The organism is Roseicyclus mahoneyensis (genome assembly GCF_003148775.1).
GTDB classification, from domain to species: domain Bacteria; phylum Pseudomonadota; class Alphaproteobacteria; order Rhodobacterales; family Rhodobacteraceae; genus Roseicyclus; species Roseicyclus mahoneyensis.
The window spans coordinates 833,279-851,334 of sequence record NZ_QGGW01000001.1 but is presented as its reverse complement, the minus strand read 5'-3'; the positions used below and the strand labels follow the sequence as shown (position 1 = coordinate 851,334).

Below are 18,056 nucleotides of genomic sequence, written 5' to 3'. Positions count from 1 at the left end.
GGGGAGGATACCATATGGATCGTCGTTCGTTCCTCAGAACGTCCGCACTTGGCGGCGCTGCCGCCGCCACGACCACTCTGGCCGCACCTGTCTACGCGCAGGGCAACCGCCAGCTGACGCTCGTCACCTCCGTGCCCGACGGCTTCGCGGTCTTCGATGACGCGGTGCAACTGGCCATCACCTACATCGCCGACATGACCGACGGTCAGCTGACGTTCCAGAAGAACGCGGCCGGCACGCTTGTGGGCGCGTTCGAAGTCTTCGACGCCGTGTCCGCAGGACAGGCCGATGTCTATCACTCGGCGGAATACTACTTCCTCAACCAGCACCCCGCCTTCGCCTTCATGACCTCCGTGCCGTTTGGCATGACGAGCCAGGAAATGGCGAACTGGTATTACCGTCGCGGCGGTCAGGAACTGCACGACAACCTGTCGTCGCTGTTCAACCTCAAGCCGTTGATGTGCGGCATGACCGCGATGCAGCCCGGTGGCTGGTTCAACATCGAGATCAACTCGGCCGAAGACCTGCAGGGCCTGCGCTTCCGCATGCCCGGCCAGGGCGGTCAGGTGCTGGGCCGTCTGGGCGCATCCGTCCAGAACATTCCCGGCGGCGAGATCTATCAGGCGCTGTCGTCGCGGCAGATCGACGGTGCGGAATGGATCGGCCCCTATGCCGACGAGCGCATGGGCTTCCAGGAAGTCACCACCAACTACTACACCGCCGGTTTCCACGAGCCGGGCTCGGCGCTGCACATGTCCTTCAACCTCGATATCTGGGAATCGCTGACGCCCCAGCAGCAGAAGATCTGTCAGGTCGCCTGCGAGGCGGCCCATGCGCAGAACACCGCGCTGTCGCTGGCCGAAAACGGCGCGGCGCTGGCCCGTCTGCAGGCCGCAGGCGTTCAGGTCCGCGAATTCCCCGATGACGTTTGGGATGCTTTCGGCCGCGCCTCGGCCGAGGTCAGCGCAGAGGGCATGAGCGATCCGATCTACGCCGAGATCGCCAACAGCTACTTTGCCTCTATGGCGGAGTCGGCTGCATGGTTCGAAATCGGCGATGGCGAGTATATTCGCCAGCGCAACCGCGTGAACGCAGGCTGATCCAGTCCGGATCTGGTCTCGCCCGGCCCCAATCGGGGGCCGGGCGAGGCTGTTTTCGCTTCGATTTCCGAAAATTCGACGCGTCCTGGCCTTAGGCTGCGCGCAGGGGGGGACCACCGCATGATCGACTTCATCTTGTGGGTGCTGCAGAACATCGTGTTCGCACCGTATTACCTGTTCGTCGCCGTGACCAACCCGGGCGCCTGGCTAGACTGGGCCAATCCCGAAGCGGTGATGCGCTTCATCTATTACGGCGCATCGGTCGAGCTGTTCTTCGTCGTCTTCACCACCTTCCTCATCATCACCGCGCTGGGCATGGCCTGGAACCGCGAGATCTTGTGGTGGGGTGTGCGCATTCTCGAAAGTTTCGCCAATGTGGTCGGCCGCACGGCCGCTTGGGCGGGGCTGATCATGGTGCTCGTGCAGGTCATGATCGTATTCCTTCAGCGCATTTTCCGCGTGGCAGAGATCCAGCTTGGCCCGCTTGGCACCGCCTTTGCGCAAGACCTGAGCTGGTGGTCCGAGGGGCTGAAGTTCCACAATGCGCTCGTGGTCTGCCTATGCGTTTCCTACACCTTCGTGCAGGGCGGGCATGTGCGGGTCGACCTCGTCTATTCGGCGGTCAAGTTCCGCACGAAAAAGGTGATCGACATGGTCGGCTGCCTGATCTTCATGATGCCTGCCATCGTGTTGACCTACCTCTATTCGTGGTTCTTCATGTGGCGGCACCTGATGACGCCCTCGGTTACGTCCACCTCCGATCTCGACCGCATGATCGCGCAGGCCCGCATCTTCCGCTGGAATGTCGAGACCATCGGCTTCAGCCCCAACGGCTTCAACGCCTATTTCCTGTTCAAGATCCTGATCGTGCTCTTCTGCGTGATGGTGTTCTTGCAGGCCGTTTCCTTCTTCTGGCGGTCCTATCTTGAATGGGTCGAGGGCGAGGCCAGTGCCGACAAATACCTCGACCGCGACAAGACCGGTGACGAGTCCGAAGACCTCGAACATGCCATCCACTCCGGGTCGGTCTGACCCTGACGACACGCCGCCACGACCACACGCGCCAGAGCTAAGGGGATAAAAGCCATGCCTTTCGGATTGGATGGAGTCGAGGTCGGCCTGATCATCGTCTTCCTGACGCTCTTTGCCGGGATCTTGACAGGCTTTCCGGTGGCCTTCGCCATTGCCGGTGCCGGCGTCATCTCGTTTGCCATCATCGCCGCGCTCGACAGTGCGGGGCTGCTGATCCATCAGGCGATCGACACGAATTCGGCGGACTACCGAGCGCTTGTGGCCGATGGCGTGGTCCGAAATGCCATATCGGTCTTCCGATACCCCGAACTGCCGCGGATCGAGGAAGCGGTGTTCCCCGGCGGCTGGGAACAGGCGCTTGAGCGCAACATCTCCTTCATCGTCAACCGCATGAACGAGCGCGTGATTGCCGGCCAATCGATCGAGACCCTGCTGGCCGTTCTGATGTTCGTGATGATGGGCATCGTGCTGGAGCGCTCCAAGATCGCCGAGGATCTTCTGACCACCATGGCGCGCGTCTTTGGCCCGCTGCCCGGCGGTCTCGCCGTGTCCATCGTGATCGTGGGCGCCTTCCTCGCGGCATCGACGGGTATCGTGGGCGCTACCGTGGTGACGATGGGTCTGCTGGCCCTGCCCACCATGCTGCGCAACAACTATTCGCCGGAACTGGCGACTGGTGTCATCGCGGCCTCGGGCACGCTGGGCCAGATCATCCCGCCCTCCATCGTGATCGTCCTTCTGGGCACGCTGGTCGGTGATCTTTATGCCACCGGTCAGGAAACCCGCGCCGTTCTGGCGGGCTGCACCGACGCGCTGACCTTTCTGGGCCAGCCTGCGGTGCTTTCCGTGGGTACCTTGTTCCAGGCAGCCCTTCTGCCCGGTCTGTTTCTTGCTTTCCTCTATGGTGCCTATGCCTTCATCTTCGCCATGATCCGTCCGGCCAGCGCGCCACCCGTGCAGGTCGCCGCCGGTAGCGGAAGCGAGCCGATCACCCGCAACGAGGCGTTGACCTGGTATCTGGCGGCCCCCGTCGGCCTGATTGTCGCGGTTGTGATCGCGGCCAGCAGCGGCGTGATCGGCAGTCAGACCATCAGGGTCTCGGATTACGCCGAACGGCAGGGCGGCAACCTGCTGCGCACCAACGTGTCCGAGCAGTGCCAAGCCTCGATGATCAATCTGCACGGGCAGGAGGCGTGGGATTTCTCGGTGTCGCAGCGGGCCAGCATGGCCGCCGCCGGCGTCAGCGGCGAGGCCGTCTTGCTGACCGGCGAGGAACGGCTTGCCGCCGCCGATGCCGCCTTTGCCAATGCGCCCCCGATCGGGTCTGGCGTGGCGACGATCTTCACCTTGTTGGCGCTTGTGCTGATCCTTGCCCGCGGTGTGTCGCCCTCGGCCAACATGGTCCCGCTGATCGTGGGCGGCATGGGCGTGGTTCTGGCGTTCATCCTCGACATCACGCTCGTCAAGCCCAACACCAGCAACGGGGCCACGTTCCTGATCATGACCATCCCGATGCTGATGACGCTTTACGGCGTTCGGGTCGCAATGGGGCGGCTGTCGAAAAACGAACTGTTGCGCGTGGTCTTTCCGCCGCTGGTGCTGATCGTCGCCGTGCTTGGCTCCATCCTTGGCGGCATCACCAACCCAACGCCCGCTGCGGCGCTGGGGGCTGCGGGTGCCATAATGCTGGCTGCCTACCGCAAGCTGAAAGACGAGAACGGCAAATCCAAGATCGTGATCTGGTCGTCCTTTGCGCTGGTCGTCATGATCTTGTTTGGCGTGAATTTCGACCTGCGGATGACCCGCAGCGTGATCCCGCTGCAAGACTGGGTCGCCTTCGTGATTGCGCAGATCGCCTATCACTTCGCCTTCTTCGGGCTGCTGTTCAGCTGCTGGGTCCTGTTCCGGTCCAACATCCTGTCCCCCGTGGTGCGCGAGACGGCCAAGGTCACCTCGATGGTCTTCACCATCTTGATCGGCTCGCAGCTGCTGAACCTCGTGCTCATCTCCTTCGGGGGCGAACACTACATCCAGCAGTATCTGCGCAGCTTCGACAACGAGATGGTGGTGTTCCTTGTCGTGATGCTGATCTTGTTCATCCTTGGCTTCGTGCTCGACTTCCTCGAGATCATCTACATCGTGATCCCGATCGTCGGTCCGGTGATCTACGGCGGCACGCTCGACCCGGCCTGGGTTACGATCATGATCGCGGTGAACCTGCAGACGTCCTTCCTGACGCCGCCGTTTGGCTTCGCGCTGTTCTATCTACGCGGGGTTGCGCCAAAAAGCGTGACGACCGGGCATATCTACCGCGGGGTCATCCCCTTCGTCGGCATCCAGGTTCTCGGTCTGGGCCTGCTGTGGCTGTTCCCGGCCATCGTGACCATCTTGCCGAACCTGCTGCGCTAGTAGACGTGCCACCTTCGCTTTGACACGACAGGGGGGCGTCGGGCCCCCCTGATGCATTCTTGGGGCTGGTGATCAGGGCAGGGGCGGTGCCAGAAGATCCCACAGGTTGCCCCAAGGGTCGCGCCACTGGGCGACACGGCCATAGGGTTCATGTCTGGGTGTCTCGAGGAACCTGCCGCCTGCCGCCGTGATGCGTCCCACCATGGCGTCGAACTCATCGGTCTCCAGAAACAAGGCCACGCGGTCGCCTGCCTGCGCCCCGAGGGCCGCGCGCTGTGCCGCGCTGGTCGCCTCTGCCAGCACCAGCGACACACCGCCCGAGGGGGGCACTACCGTCACCCAACGCTTGCGCCCCTGATCGATATTCTCGAGACAGCGCCAGCCCAGCCCGTCGACAAAGAAGGCGAGGCCAGCGGCGTAGTCAGGCACCAGAAAGGTCACATGGCGCAGCGTCACTCCTCGGCGCGCAGGTCGGGCAAGGTGATCTGCGCCACCTGTTGCGCGATGGGATCGACCGAGAGGGGGTGGGTCTGGTTGGAATAGGCAGTCGGGTCGCGCATGCGCTGCCACGCGCCGCCGACATAGACCTCCAGCGCCGGAAAGCGCGCCTTGTAGCCCATCTTGGACGAGCCGGGCACCCAGTAGCCGAGATAGACATAGGGCAGCCCTGCCTCGCGTGCGAGATCGACATGGTCGAGGATGACATGGGTTCCAAGACTATCGCCCATGCGATCGGGGTCGAAGAAGGAATAGACCAGGCTCAGCCCGTCATCGAGGATGTCGGTCAGGCACACGGCCACTAGCGGTGCCTCGCCGCCCGCATGGGGCGCGTCTTCGTCGCGGTATTCGATGACCCGCGTGCGCACCGGCGTCTCCTCGATCATCGCGGCGAATTCGAACACATCCATGTCGGCCATCCCGCCATCGGCATGGCGCGCATCGAGGTAGCGCCGGAAGAGCGCATATTGCGCCTCCGTGGCCCAGGCCGACCGGGCCAGCCGGCGCAACCCTTGGTTGCGCTTTAGGATGCGGCGGTGCACCTTCTTGGGCGCGAAATCCGCCACCCGGATGCGCGCCGACAGGCAGGCTGCACAATCGGTGCACGACGGGCGGTAGAGCACGTTTTGCGACCGGCGAAAGCCCTGTTTGCTCAGCGCGTTGTTCAGCCGTTCGGCCTGCTCGCCCTGCAGCGCGGTGAACAGCTTTCGCTCGCGCCGCCCATCCAGATAAGGGCAGGTCTGCGGGGCCGTCACATAGAACTGCGGGGCAATGGGAAGGGTGTGGCGCATGGTTTCGTTCCGGCCGTGGCCGATCTCTGGGGGTTGGCCAGAGCCTGCACCACGCCCGAGGGGGGCCGCAACTGGTTTTTTCGTCAGGCCCTGCCCGCGCCGGGTCAGCGATGCGCCCGGTTGATCGCGACAGATCCGATCAGCAGGTCATGCAACCCCTGGTGGCGCGCGCCAAAGCCCATCATCGCGATGGAGATGACCTGCAAGATGACGAAAGCGGTCGCCACCATATAGGCTAGGGTATGAAGCGCCGCCTCGCCGCCCGACAGGCGCGCGCCGGTGGCGCCACGCAGCTCTAGGTTCATCAGCCGCATGCCCAGCGTCGCCGATCCCGCCGCGATGGTGCCCGCCCGATAGAGAAAATTGACCGCGATGAAGGTCAGCGGCCAGATCCACCACAGGACCGACAGCGTCAACAAGCCCAGCACGAAAGTGATGAGGGTCACGATCACCACATCCAGCATCCATGCGAACAGGCGCTTGGCGGGAACTCCGTCATAAAAGGCGTGATCGTAATCGGGGTCGGGCAGGGCAGAGCGCATGGTCATGGACATGGTGTTGATCCGCGGATTCGAAAAGGGGGAACGTCGGTGAAAATCGCCCCGCCGCGGTCGCGACGGGGCAGGGGCCTTTGGTCAGGCCTCGGAGCTTTCGGCAGCGGGGCGCGTCGTCCGGGCGCGGTCATCCATGAACTGGTCGAACTCGGCCTTGTCCTTGGCGTCGCGCAGGCGCTGCAAGAAGGCTTCGAAGGCGTCTTGCTCCCGCTCGAGCCGGTTCAAGGTGTCGGCCTTGTAGGCATCGAAGGCCGCGTTGCCGGAGGACCGGGAGGTGGACTGGCCGAGGCCATGCGCCTTGCGGCGCTGCGAACAGGAAGAATTGAACATGCGCTTGCTCCAGATCATGTAGGCAAGGAGGGCGAGGCCGATGGGCCAGAAAAGGATGAAGCCCAGCACCATGGCGGCGATCCATGCGCCCTTGCCACGGTCGTCAAGCCAAGCTTCCGCCTTTGAAAACCAGCCTCGCGCTTCGTGAACCGGGCCGGTGGCGGTCAATGTGTCTGTCATCGGGAACTCCTTGTCTGGGTCTTGATGTTAATGTTAATCACATTTACGGATATGGGAGGTTCCCTGCGCCCATCAAGAGGGTGTCGGGAAAAAGTTTATTCGATTCACATTGCGCCGCAAGCCACGCTTTGTCCTTGCGCATCTGCAAGCGTCTGCGCTATCCCGCCGCGCACGGACAGTTGGCCGAGTGGTCGAAGGCGCACGCCTGGAAAGTGTGTAGGCGGGGAACCGTCTCGAGGGTTCGAATCCCTCACTGTCCGCCATTTCCCTCGCGAAAGCGATCTCCCGATCCGGCTGCGACGGGATTTCCCCTTTTTTCAGGGTTATGCGGGACGGGCTGAGCACTGGCCCCGGCGTCTTGAGGCATCGAAGCGTTCTTTCGGTGCAGATATTTCCCGGACCTTTTGCCTGGGCAGGGTCGGTGAGTTTCCTGCAAGCATCTGTCGACGTAAGACTTATCCCGGGCGCCAGCTGAGCACTTCGTCCATGGAGGTCGGCGCGCCCTGGCTTGGAAATCGAGCGGTCGCGACCATAGTATTCCGGTGCCGCCGTCGTCCAGGATAAGTATGGCCGATCCAGCCCGCGAACAGGCTGTCGAGCGCGGAACGCCCGGGGCGACATCATCGAGGGCCCCGGTGCGCCACCACCCGCGCCTGACCGGCTCGACCGCGACCGGGCGCGATGCGGGGCCCTGCGTCGGCACCGTCTGGTAGACCCTGCGCGACTGGGATGCCCGGATCAGCCCGCCAGATGGCGACGCTGCGCCGTCGGCGCTGCGGGGATCGTGCCGCGCGGTACCCTCGTGACGCGGGCCATGGTGTTGGCTGTCGCGTTGCTGGATGCGGTGTCGCTACAGGGCAGGGGCGTTGTTACTCCGCAGCCCGAAGGGGCGGTTGCGGGGGGGAGGCCTCGGCCGGCTCGGGCTCCGCATCGGTCTCGGGCGCTTTCGCTTCCTCCGGCTCGGGGGCCGGCGCAGCGACAATGCCGGGGTCGGGGCGGGGGTCTTCGTCCCAGTAGATCGTCGGGTTGGTCGCGCGCCGCGCCTGCCGCATCAGCGCGTAATCCTGCGCCTGACGCCCCATGCTGCCTGCGCCCATCCGCGCCAGACCGCGCGCGACCCAGGCCAGGATGGTCCAGAACCACACCCGCAGCGCCAGAAGCGAGGGCGTCACCACCAGCGTCAGCACCGTCGCGATGCCAAGGCCGAAGACCACGGCGGTGGCAAGTTGCTTCCACCACAGCGCGGTCGGGCTGTCGACCGTGTAGCCGCCATTGGCGAAATCCAAGCTGATGCCGAACATCATCGGCGCAAGTCCGGCCATGGTCGTGATCGTGGTCAGCAGCACGGGGCGGATACGTGCCTCGGCGGTTCGGGTGATCGCCTCCAGCCGGGGCATGTAACGGGCGTATTCCTGATAGGTGTCGATCAAGACGATGTTGTTGTTCACCACGATGCCTGCCAGCGCGACGATGCCCGTGCCCGTCATGATGATCGAGAATGTCTGGTCCATCACCAGCATGCCGATCAGCACGCCCGTGGTCGACAAGATCACCGCCAGAAGCACGAGGATGGAATTGTAGACCGAGTTGAACTGAGCCAGCAAGATGATGAACATCAGCCCCAGCGCGGCCCCGAAGGCCTGTCCGAGGAACGCCTCGCTCTCGGCCTGATCCTCCTGATCGCCCGCCCATTCCCATGTGACCGAGGCAGGAAAGGGGTTTTCGGTCTCGATCCAAGTCGTGATCGCGGCGATCCGTTCATTGGCGTTCACCGGAACCAGCGTTGCCGTCTCGGCGCGCAACGCATCGCGCAGGGTTTGGGACGTCTGACCCTCGGACAGCGCGTAGACCTGCCACGACACGTCGCGCAGCGTGATGTCTGCCGTCCCGCCCGAGGCAATGGCCGCGAGATCGCGCAGATAGCCCAATGTCGCGCCATCCGCGTCGGCGACACGCGACAGGCCCGCAATCACATCGGCCTTCACGTCAAAGATGCGGCGCTGGTCGATGCGGCTGATTTCGGCCAATTGCGGGGCAGGGGTGTAGGTGACGAAATTCGACAGCGGCACCAGACCGTCCTGTGTGCGAACGCGCAGGCTGTCGAGCGTGGACAGAACGCGCGCCTCTTCGGGAAAGCGGACGCGGATCTCGATCTCCTCGTCCGAGGTCGGCACCCGCATGGTGTCGAGCAAGATGCCCCGTGTGATGAGCTGCACCATTGCGCCCACCGTCGCCACATCCGCGCCGAACCGGCCCGCGGCCTCGACATCGACGTCGATCTGCCAGTCGATGCCGGGCAGGGGCAGTGTATCTTCCACCAGCGTCAGGCCCTCGAGGTCGTCGAAGCGGGCACGCGCGATCCGCGTCGCCTCCTGCAACTCCTCCCAATTGTCGCCCGACAGGCGCAGCGAAACGGGCTTGCTGGACCCCGGCCCATTGGCGGCGGCAAGGATTTCGGTCTGGATACCGGGCATATCGGCCAGTCTCGCGCGCAATTCGTCGATGATGACATTGCCGCTGCCCCGCGCGCCCCATGGCTCGAAGTCGATCTGCACCTGTCCGATTGTGTCGGCCGGCGCCTCGGCCCCGCCGGTGTTGTTGTTCAGCCCACCGTCGCCCGCAAAGGCAAAGACATCGCGGATGCCGGGCTGCTGCATCACAAGCTCTTCGACCTGGCGGACCAGCGCGTCCTGTTCCCCGATCGACAGGTTGCCGCGGGCGCGGACATAGACGATGGCGCTTTCGGGTTCGGTCTCGACGAAGAATTCGACCCCGTTGTTGTTCTCGCCGAAGTAGGTGAAGGTCGCCACAACGAAGGCTATGACGGCCGCAATGGTGACGACCGGCATCACAGGATTGCCGACGATGGCGTGGATGACCCAGCCAAAGGGTGTGCGCCTGTATCCGGCAGTGACCGCGCGGGGCTTGCGCGCGATCTGCACCGATCCCAGCAGGACGGACATCAGCACCGAGGCCGCGACGAAGATCAGCGCGCCGGGCGCCATCCGCACGATCGGGCTGGCCTCAGTGGGCATCGTGATCAGGACGCCGGGGTTGATCGTCTGCATCGCGCCCAGAAACATCAGGTATGCGACCGCCAGCGTCATCGCCAGCCGCACGAGATACCATGGCACCAATGCCGTCAGCAGCGCCGTGCCGCGATCCACGACACGGGTAAAGCGCGCCGCCACCCCGCCCAGAACCGGCAGATACACCAGCGCCACGATCAGCGAGGCCGACAGCACGAAGATCATCGTGACCGGTAGCATCCCCATGAATTCGCCCGCGACGCCGGGCCAGAACAGCATCGGCAAAAAGGCGCACAGCGTCGTCGCGGTCGATGCCACGACTGGCCAGAACATCCGCTTGGCGGCGTCGGTATAGGCTTGCATGGGCCGCGCGCCCGCCTGCAGGCGCTTGTCGGCGTATTCCACCACCACCACCGCGCCATCGACCAGCATGCCCACCGCCAAGATCAGGCCGAACATCACGATGTTGGAAATCGCCACCCCCATGATGCCCAGCAAAACGAAGGCCAGCATGAAGGAGGTCGGAATTGCAAAGCCCACCAGCATGGCCGAGCGCGTGCCAAGCGCCGCCAGCACCACGATCATCACCAGCGCGATGGCCGTCAGCACCGAGCTTTCCAGCTGGCGCACCATGTCGGCCACCGTCACCGACTGGTCGAGCGTCGTGGTGACCCGCACTGCCTCTTGCAGTTCGGCGGGCCATTGGCTGCGCACACGGTCGACTGTCTCGCGCACCATTGCCGAGGTGTCGATGATGTTGAACCCCTGCCGCTTGACCACCTGCAACGCGATGGTCGTCTCGCCATTGAAGCGCGCGGTGCCGACCCGGTCCTCGTAGGTCAGGCGGATCTCGGCCAGCTCGCCCAGCGTCACCACCCGGTCGCCGTTCACCGTGATCGGCAGGGCGTAGACATCGGCCACCCCGTCAAAGCTCGACGGGATCTTGACCGAGATGGCCCCGTTTTCCGTCGTCACCTCGCCCGCGGCGATCAGCTGGTTGTTGTTGACAACCGCGTTGATCAGATCGGCGGCGGTGACATCATAGACCTCAAGCGCGAGCGGGTCGAGGATGACCTCGAGCATCTCCTCGCGCGTGCCCGCAAGACCCGCCTCCAGCACCGGCGACAGCGCCTCGAGGGCGGTCTGCATCTCGTTGGCCAGCCGGATCAGCGTGCGTTCGGGCGCGTCGCCCGAGAGCGCCACGATGATGATGGGAAATTCCGAGAAATTGATCTCGCTGATCGAATAGCTTTCGGCACCCGCCGGAAACTGCGTCTCGGCCCGGCCCATGGCGTCGCGCACATCCGCGATGGTCGAGGATTTGTCCCAGCCGAATTCGAATTCCAGAAACATCCCCGCAAAGCCTTCGGCGGCGGTGGCGCTTATCGTGGTCAGCCCGTCGAGGTCCTGAAACTCGGCCTCCATCGGGCGCACCAGCAGGCGCTCGCTGTCCTGTGCGGAAATGCCGGGGAAGGGGACAGAAACGAAGAGGCCCGGAATGTCGATGTCGGGCTCGCCTTCCTTGGGCAGACCGACATAGGCCGCCGTGCCAACCGTCAGCGACAAGATGACGAAGGCCACGACCATGCGCGCACGGCTGGCGGCCCAGTCGACGATCCCGATCATTGCGACAGCTCCTCGAAGGTGACGCGCACGGGCGTCCCCTCGGTCACGAATTCCTGCCCCACGGTGATGACATCGGCCACCTCGTCCAGCCCGGTCAGCCAGACGCCGGTGGCGGTGTCGCGGATCATGCGCACGGGGACAAAGGCCACGATCCCGTCCTCGACAATCCGCACGCCCAATTCGCCCGCATCGCTCAGCGTCATGGCAGAGGCCGGCAAAAGATGGGCCGATGTGCCTTCGGTCCGGATCAAGATATCGGCGGTCTGGCCGTCGCGGATCGCCTGATCCGCGTTCGGCACGGTGATCTCGACGCGGAAGGTGCGGGTCTGCGGATCGGCCGATCGGCTGAGAAACGTCACCTGACCGGTCACTTGCCGACCCGACGCCAGCCGCGCGCCGGCCTCGGCGCCAAGCGCGATGCGGTCCACATTCGCCTCGGGCACGAAGCCCACAAGCTTGATCGGGTCAAGCTGGATGATCGTGGCGCAGGGCGTTCCGGGCTGCATCAGGCTGCCCAGTTCGGCGGTGTCGCTTTCCAGCAGGCCCGCGAAAGGCGCGTGGATGGCAAGGCGGGTCAACTCATCCTGGGCGCGGGTCACGGCGGCCTCGGCGGCAAGGATGCCGCTTTGGGCGCTCTGGATCGCGGCCTGCGCGGCCTCGACGCCGGCGGCGGCCGATGAAACGGCAGCTTCGGCCGAGGAGACGGCGGCGACAGCACCGGCGGCGCGTGTTTCAGAGGCGAAGCCGCTTTCACTCAGCCGCGCGGCGGCGTTGCCGTCGATGCGGGCGGCGTTGAGCGAGGCCTCGGCCTCGGCCTGACGGGCGCGGGCCAGCGGCAGTTGCGCCTGCGCCTCGGGCAGACGGGCCTGCGCCTCCAGCAGGCGCGCCTCGGCCTCGGCGAGCGCGGACAGGCGCGTTCCCGGGTCGATCTCGCACAGCAGTTGCCCCTCGGCCACGTCGGCGCCCGCGCGCAGCGGCTCGGACACGATCCGCCCCGAGGTTTCGGCCGCGACCACGACCTGCCGCAGCGCTTCTGTCCGGCCGCGCAGGACCACGGCGTTCTCCGTCACCTGCGCCACCGACCGGCGCGCGACGACATGGATGCGCCCCACGACTGCCGCGTCACCTTCGGTCGCATCCGCAGGTGTCGCTATTGCTGTGGTGGCCGCGTCTGGCGCGGCGGCGGGGGTCTGTTGTGTCGTGTCCTGTGCGCCGAACCGGGCGGCGAAATCGAGCAAGGTCTGCCGGTCGAGGATCAGAAAATACAGCGCCACGCACACAAGGGCGGCAGTGATGATCGGAAAGATGCGCATTCATGTCCCCGTGTTCGGCAATCTTGTCGGTTGGCGCTATTCATTGCGCCCTCGGCATCGGGGCAGGCCCCCATGCGCGCGACCACTCTGAACCGACCGGTTCAGATTAGGGGATCCCGCGGCGACGCGCAAGAATGAACTAATCCGTTCAGATTGCCGTGCAAGGTCCCGCGCAGCATTCTGCCCCTACGCGCGCGACCCTTGCACGGATCGGCCGCATCGGGCTAAGAGGCGCAGCAACACAAAGAGGTGCCCGGCGGGGCCCGGGGCGGGGGCAGCATGGCCAACAGCGACAGTTTCATCGAAGAGGTCAGCGAAGAGCTGCGCCGCGACCGCCTGTTTGGGGCGATGCGCCGTTGGGGCTGGGTCTTGGCGTTGATCGTGCTCGGTCTCGTCGGCGGGGCGGCATGGCTGGAATACCAGCGATCACAGGAGCGGGCGGCGGCCGAGGGGTTCGGCACCGCGCTGATCGCGGCACTGGACCTGCCCGATCCCGAGGCCCGCTTGGCCGCGCTTGAGGCGATCCCGACCGAGGGGCCTGTGCCCGCCATCGTGCTGGCCCTTCTTGCCGCGGGCGAGATCGTTCAAGACGGTGAAGGGGCGGACATGGCTGCCGACCGGCTGCGCGCGGCGGCCCAAGGGGCCGAAATTCCGCGTCGCTATCGTGATCTGGCCCTGCTGCGGGCCGAAATCCTTGCCCCGTCTGACGCGGAGACAGCACGGCTGGTGCTGGGCACGCTGGCCGAGGCCGGGGCGCCCTATGCCGCGCTTGCCGAAGAGCAATTGGCGCTGCTCGACCTGCGCACGGGCGATCTCGACGGCGCGCTGGAACGGTTGCGCGGGCTGGAACGCAGCGCTGCCGCCACGCCGGGCTTGCAACAACGCGCGTCTCAGTTGATTGTGGCGCTGGAAGCTGGGTCGAGGCTGGTCGATGCGGCCCCGGCGCCGGTGCCTGAGGTGGCGCCAGAGGTCGAACCGCTGGTCGAGGATGTGGCCCCAGAGGCGGATGTCGGACAGGATGCCGACACGCCCCCGGAAACGGCGGCCGAGGAACCGGCCCCCGACACGGGCAACTGATCCGCGCGGAGCGGCGCGGCAAGACAGGATCCGCCACAGTGGCGGCAAGACAGAGAGGCCGGGAGCAGATGACCGGGGTTGAGGGCAGAACAGCGGCACAGCGCATTGCACGGATCGCGGCTCTTGGCGTGCTGTCTGTGATGGGGCTGGCCGCCTGCGAACGCGACACGGTGCTGCCGGGCGAGCGCTTCGGCACGCGCACGGCGCTTGAGGCAACCCTGCCCGGCCCCGATGGGCGCGCTGCGGCCTCTGACGTCGCCAGCACGGATGCCGCCCGCTCGATCAGCCTGCCCGCGCCGACCCGGCTGGCAGACTGGCCGAGCCGCGGCTACAGCGTCATCAACCAATTGCCCCATGCCGCCCTTTCCGCCAATCCGGTCGAGGTCTGGGCGGCTCCGATCGGGGCGGGCAACACGCGGCGCAACCGCATCGCCACCGATCCGGTGGCGGGGAACGGGCTGGTCTACACCATCGACTCAGGTGCGCAGCTGCAAGCAACCGCGCTGGCCAATGGCGCACCCGCATGGATCGCCAGCCTCGTGCCCGATTTCGACCGCGGCAGCAACAATTCGGGCGGCGGTCTGGCGCTGGCGGGCAATCGGCTCTATGCGACCACGCCCTATGGCGAGGTTGTCGCGCTGGACGCGGCGACAGGCGCGGTGATCTGGCGGCAACGGCTGGGCGTCGTTCTCGGCGCGCCAACGGTGTCGGGCGGGCTGGTCTATGTGGTCGGCCGCAACTCCGAGGCCTGGGCGATCGAGGCCGATGACGGCCGCCTGCGCTGGCGTATCCCGTCCTCTGAGGCGCCTTCGGTTCTGGTCGGCGGGGCAGCCCCCGCGGTCGCAGATGACCGGGTGGTCTTTCCTTTCCCTTCGGGCGAGATCGTGGCGGCCTTTCCGAACACGGGCGTGACGCTGTGGAATTCCTTTGTCGCTGGCGGGCGTCTGGGCACCGCCTACGCGGGTTTCAACGACATCACTTCGGACCCGGTGATCATCGGCGGCACGATCTACGCCGGCAACCAGTCGGGTCGCGTGGTGGCGATGAACGCGCGCACCGGCACCCGGCTCTGGACCGCGACCGAGGGGGCCTATTCCCCCATGGTCGTTGCCGGAGGCGCGGTGTTCTTCGTGTCCGACCGCAACGAGTTGATGCGCCTTGACGCCAGCGACGGCAGCCGCGTCTGGGGCACGGAACTGCCATTCTATCAGGCCAACCGCGCCCGGCGGCGGGACGAGGTCTTTACACATTACGGCCCGATCCTTGCGGGCGGTCGGCTGGTGGTGGCCTCGGGCGACGGGCTGATCCGCCTGTTCTCGCCCGAAAGCGGCGCGCTGGTCGGCTCTCTGGAGCTGCGCGGCGGTGCGGCCTCCCATCCGATCGTGGTGGGCGACACGCTTCTGGTCGTCAGCGAAGACGGGCGGCTGCACGCCTATCGTTGATCGGCCGCATGCGCGTCAGTTGAACCATGCGATGCGGGTCTCGCGGTCGATGCCCAACATCCCTCCCGCACCATAGGCCGTTGCGCGGGCAAGGTTGAACCAGATCGCGACGCTTTCGCGCAGGACCCACCACACAATCGACCTGTCATCGGGATGCGGCACGGGGTCCACCATCGGCGCTGCTGCATGAAGCACGACCTCGTTCAGACCGAAGGCCTTGAAGATCACAAAGGCACGCGGCAGGTGGAACGGGTCCGACACCACGATGACGCGGTCCGTTCCTTCGTCCAGCAGGGCAAGGGAAAAGGCCGCGTTCTGGATTGTCGAATGTGACGCGGGTTCGCGCAAGATCGCCTCGGGCGGCAGACCCGCGGCCAGGGCGAGGTCGGCCATGGCGTCGGCCACTGCCCGATCCGGGCTGCCGGCGCCTGAAAAGACGACAACGGGCGCAGCCCCCGCGGCCTGCAGCGCCGCACAGGTCAGGGCTCGCCGTTCGGAGGCGGGGCCGGGCAACTGGCGGTCATGGTGGGACAGGCCCGCGCCAAGGCAGATGATCGCATCCGCAACAGCCGGGGGCGGGCGGTCATCTGGCCAAAAGATCTCGGTGGCGGCGATCAGCAAGAGGGTCATGGCCCAGAGGCCGAACAGCACCGCAATCACTTGCCCCAAGATGAGGCCGAACCGCTGCACCCTTGTCTTGATCGAGGCGCCCGCCATGCTGTCCGGTCCTCAGGGGGCTTCGGTGATCTTGTAGTCGCGCATTATGCCGACGGTGGCCGCCGCGAATCCCGACGCGGCCGTGCGGGATTGATGGGCGTCAAAGGCCGCCCGGTCGGCAAAACGCTCCTCGACCTGCCAGATCAGCGGGTCGTCGGACTGGGTCACCTCGAACGACAGACAGCCCGGTTCGGCGCGGGTCAGGCGGATATGGTCGGGCAACAGTCCTGCCAAGCGCGCGGCAGTCTCGGCATTGGGGCAGATCACCCGGCCAGAGAGGTGGATCATTCCCATTCGATCGTGCCCGGCGGCTTGGACGTGATGTCATAGGTCACGCGGTTGATGCCCGTGACCTCGTTGATGATGCGGGTGGCGGTCTCGCCCAGAAACTCATGGGTGAAGGGGTAGTAATCGGCCGTCATTCCGTCAACGCTCGTGACCGCGCGCAACGCGCAGGCGAAATCATAGGTCCGCCCGTCGCCCATCACGCCCACGGTGCGGACGGGCAGGATGGCGACGAAGGCCTGCCAGATCTCGTCATAAAGCCCGTGGCGCCGGATCTGGTCGATGAAAACGGCATCGGCCTTGCGCAAGATGTCGAGCTTTTCGCGCGTGATCTCGCCGGGGCAACGGATCGCCAGACCGGGGCCGGGAAAGGGATGGCGGCCGATGAAGCTGTCGGGCAGGCCAAGCTCGCGGCCCAGCGCACGCACCTCGTCCTTGAAGAGTTCGCGCAAGGGCTCGACCAGTTTCAGGCCCATCTTTTCGGGCAGGCCGCCGACATTGTGGTGCGACTTGATCGTGACCGACGGGCCGCCCGAAAAGCTGACCGATTCGATCACGTCAGGGTAAAGCGTGCCTTGCGCGAGGAAGGCCGCCCCCTCGATCTGGTCGGCATAGTGCTGGAACACATCGATGAACAATCGCCCGATTGTCTTGCGCTTTGTTTCCGGATCGGAAACGCCGTCCAGCGCCGTCAGGAAGCGCTCGGACTCCTCGGCATGGATCAGCGGAATGTTGTAGGTGTCGCGGAACATGGTGACGACCTGCTCGGCCTCGTCTTCCCGCAGCAAGCCGTGATCGACGAAGACGCAGGTCAGCTGATCCCCGATCGCCTCGTGGATCAGGACGGCCGCGACCGAACTGTCGACACCGCCCGACAGGCCGCAGATGACCTTTGCCTCGCCCACCTGCTCGCGGATGGCGCGGATCGCCTCCTCGCGGTAGGCGGCCATGGTCCAGTCGCCCGAAAAACCTGCAAGCCGCACGAAATTCTCGTAGAGTTTCGCGCCCTTGGGGGTGTGGTGCACCTCGGGGTGGAACTGCACGGCGTAGAAATGGCGGCTGGCATCGGCTGTGACGGCGAAGGGCGCGTTGGGCGAGGTGCCATAGACCTCGAACCCCGGCGCAAGCTGGGCGACGTGGTCGCCATGGCTCATCCAGACCTGTTCGCGCCCGGTCTCGAACCAGCCGTCGAGCAGGGGCAATTGGCCCGCAGGCATGACATAGGCGCGGCCAAACTCCGCAGTGCCGCCGCCGCCGGTGATCTTGCCGCCCTCCACCCGGCCGCCCAGATCTTGCATCATCACCTGTTGACCGTAGCAGATCCCGAGGATGGGCACGCCGCGGGTGTAGACCGATTGCGGCGGGCGGGGTGATCCGGGCCGCGTCACGCTGTCCGGCCCACCCGACAAGATAACCGCCTTGGGCGCGAAATCGTCGAGGAAGGCGTCGTTGACCTTCTGGTAGGGGTGGATCTCGCAATAGACGTTCAGCTCGCGCAGGCGGCGGGCGATCAGTTGCGTCACCTGGCTGCCGAAATCGATGATCAGCAGGCGGTCATGGTCTTGCGGGTCGGGAACGGCGGATGTGCTCATGCCCCTCGCATTAGAACCCGGCGGGACGCCGTGCAAGCCCGGGCCTTGCCGCCCATGTCGCTTTCCCCCTCAGGGTGCCGC

Annotated in this window: 14 protein-coding genes and 1 tRNA gene; 6 read left to right on the top strand and 9 right to left on the bottom strand. The window is 65.5% G+C overall.

Translation table 11 applies throughout. The annotated features are described in order from the left end of the window. Positions 1–14 precede the first annotated feature (14 nt). The 3 genes from C7455_RS04160 (at position 15) to C7455_RS04150 (ending at position 4,541) form a co-directional block, all read left to right on the top strand. Positions 15–1,100, top strand: coding sequence for a TRAP transporter substrate-binding protein (locus C7455_RS04160; RefSeq protein WP_109665739.1), 1,086 nt, complete (start codon positions 15–17; stop codon positions 1,098–1,100). Between the two features lie 120 nt (positions 1,101–1,220). Continuing rightward, positions 1,221–2,132 carry a TRAP transporter small permease subunit gene (locus C7455_RS04155; protein ID WP_109665736.1) on the top strand — a complete coding sequence of 304 codons (912 nt, stop codon included), beginning with the start codon at positions 1,221–1,223 and terminating at the stop codon, positions 2,130–2,132. 54 nt (positions 2,133–2,186) lie between these two features. After that, a complete protein-coding gene (locus C7455_RS04150; protein ID WP_109665734.1) occupies positions 2,187–4,541 on the top strand; it encodes a TRAP transporter large permease in 2,355 nt (784 codons plus the stop codon). 72 nt (positions 4,542–4,613) lie between these two features. Here C7455_RS04150 and C7455_RS04145 read toward each other — a convergent pair whose 3' ends face one another. From C7455_RS04145 to C7455_RS04130, 4 genes are all read right to left on the bottom strand, one after another. Next, positions 4,614–4,997 carry a VOC family protein gene (locus C7455_RS04145; protein WP_109665731.1) on the bottom strand — a complete coding sequence of 128 codons (384 nt, stop codon included), beginning with the start codon at positions 4,995–4,997 and terminating at the stop codon, positions 4,614–4,616. After that, on the bottom strand, positions 4,994–5,830 hold the full coding sequence (locus C7455_RS04140) for an arginyltransferase (protein ID WP_109665729.1): 837 nt from the start codon (positions 5,828–5,830) through the stop codon (positions 4,994–4,996). The genes C7455_RS04145 and C7455_RS04140 overlap by 4 nt, the downstream gene beginning before the upstream one ends. Before the next feature lie 104 nt (positions 5,831–5,934). Then, positions 5,935–6,384 (bottom strand): RDD family protein, encoded by a 450-nt coding sequence (locus tag C7455_RS04135; RefSeq protein ID WP_245904204.1) that lies wholly within the window; start codon positions 6,382–6,384, stop codon positions 5,935–5,937. 81 nt (positions 6,385–6,465) lie between these two features. Then, positions 6,466–6,894, bottom strand: a complete 429-nt coding sequence (locus C7455_RS04130; protein ID WP_109665726.1) for a DUF2852 domain-containing protein — start codon at positions 6,892–6,894, stop codon at positions 6,466–6,468. 173 nt (positions 6,895–7,067) lie between these two features. Here C7455_RS04130 and C7455_RS04125 point away from each other — a divergent pair. After that, positions 7,068–7,157 (top strand) — tRNA-Ser (locus C7455_RS04125). A 606-nt stretch (positions 7,158–7,763) separates the two neighbouring features. Here C7455_RS04125 and C7455_RS04120 read toward each other — a convergent pair. Together C7455_RS04120 and C7455_RS04115 are read right to left on the bottom strand one after the other, a co-directional pair. Continuing rightward, positions 7,764–11,549: an efflux RND transporter permease subunit gene (locus C7455_RS04120; protein ID WP_109665724.1), complete on the bottom strand. Its 3,786-nt coding sequence runs from the start codon at positions 11,547–11,549 to the stop codon at positions 7,764–7,766. Next, complete coding sequence (locus C7455_RS04115; RefSeq protein ID WP_109665721.1) at positions 11,546–12,862, bottom strand: efflux RND transporter periplasmic adaptor subunit; 1,317 nt, start codon at positions 12,860–12,862, stop codon at positions 11,546–11,548. The genes C7455_RS04120 and C7455_RS04115 overlap by 4 nt, the downstream gene beginning before the upstream one ends. Before the next feature lie 279 nt (positions 12,863–13,141). Here C7455_RS04115 and C7455_RS04110 point away from each other — a divergent pair, with 279 nt between their 5' ends. Next, entirely contained in the window at positions 13,142–13,939 is a 798-nt protein-coding gene (locus C7455_RS04110) for a hypothetical protein (protein ID WP_211315429.1), read from the top strand. A 68-nt stretch (positions 13,940–14,007) separates the two neighbouring features. Beyond that, a complete protein-coding gene (locus tag C7455_RS04105; protein WP_109665719.1) occupies positions 14,008–15,381 on the top strand; it encodes an outer membrane protein assembly factor BamB family protein in 1,374 nt (457 codons plus the stop codon). Between the two features lie 15 nt (positions 15,382–15,396). Here the strand turns inward: C7455_RS04105 and C7455_RS04100 are convergent, their stop codons facing one another. From C7455_RS04100 to guaA, 3 genes are read right to left on the bottom strand one after another with little or no spacing between them, the layout of a single operon-like run. Next, positions 15,397–16,098 carry a YdcF family protein gene (locus tag C7455_RS04100; protein WP_109665715.1) on the bottom strand — a complete coding sequence of 234 codons (702 nt, stop codon included), beginning with the start codon at positions 16,096–16,098 and terminating at the stop codon, positions 15,397–15,399. A gap of 12 nt (positions 16,099–16,110) precedes the next feature. Continuing rightward, positions 16,111–16,392, bottom strand: coding sequence for an antibiotic biosynthesis monooxygenase (locus C7455_RS04095; RefSeq protein WP_109665712.1), 282 nt, complete (start codon positions 16,390–16,392; stop codon positions 16,111–16,113). Beyond that, positions 16,383–17,975 (bottom strand): glutamine-hydrolyzing GMP synthase, encoded by a 1,593-nt coding sequence (guaA, locus tag C7455_RS04090; RefSeq protein WP_109665707.1) that lies wholly within the window; start codon positions 17,973–17,975, stop codon positions 16,383–16,385. Before guaA ends, C7455_RS04095 begins: the two co-directional genes overlap by 10 nt. Between the last annotated feature and the right edge of the window lie 81 nt (positions 17,976–18,056).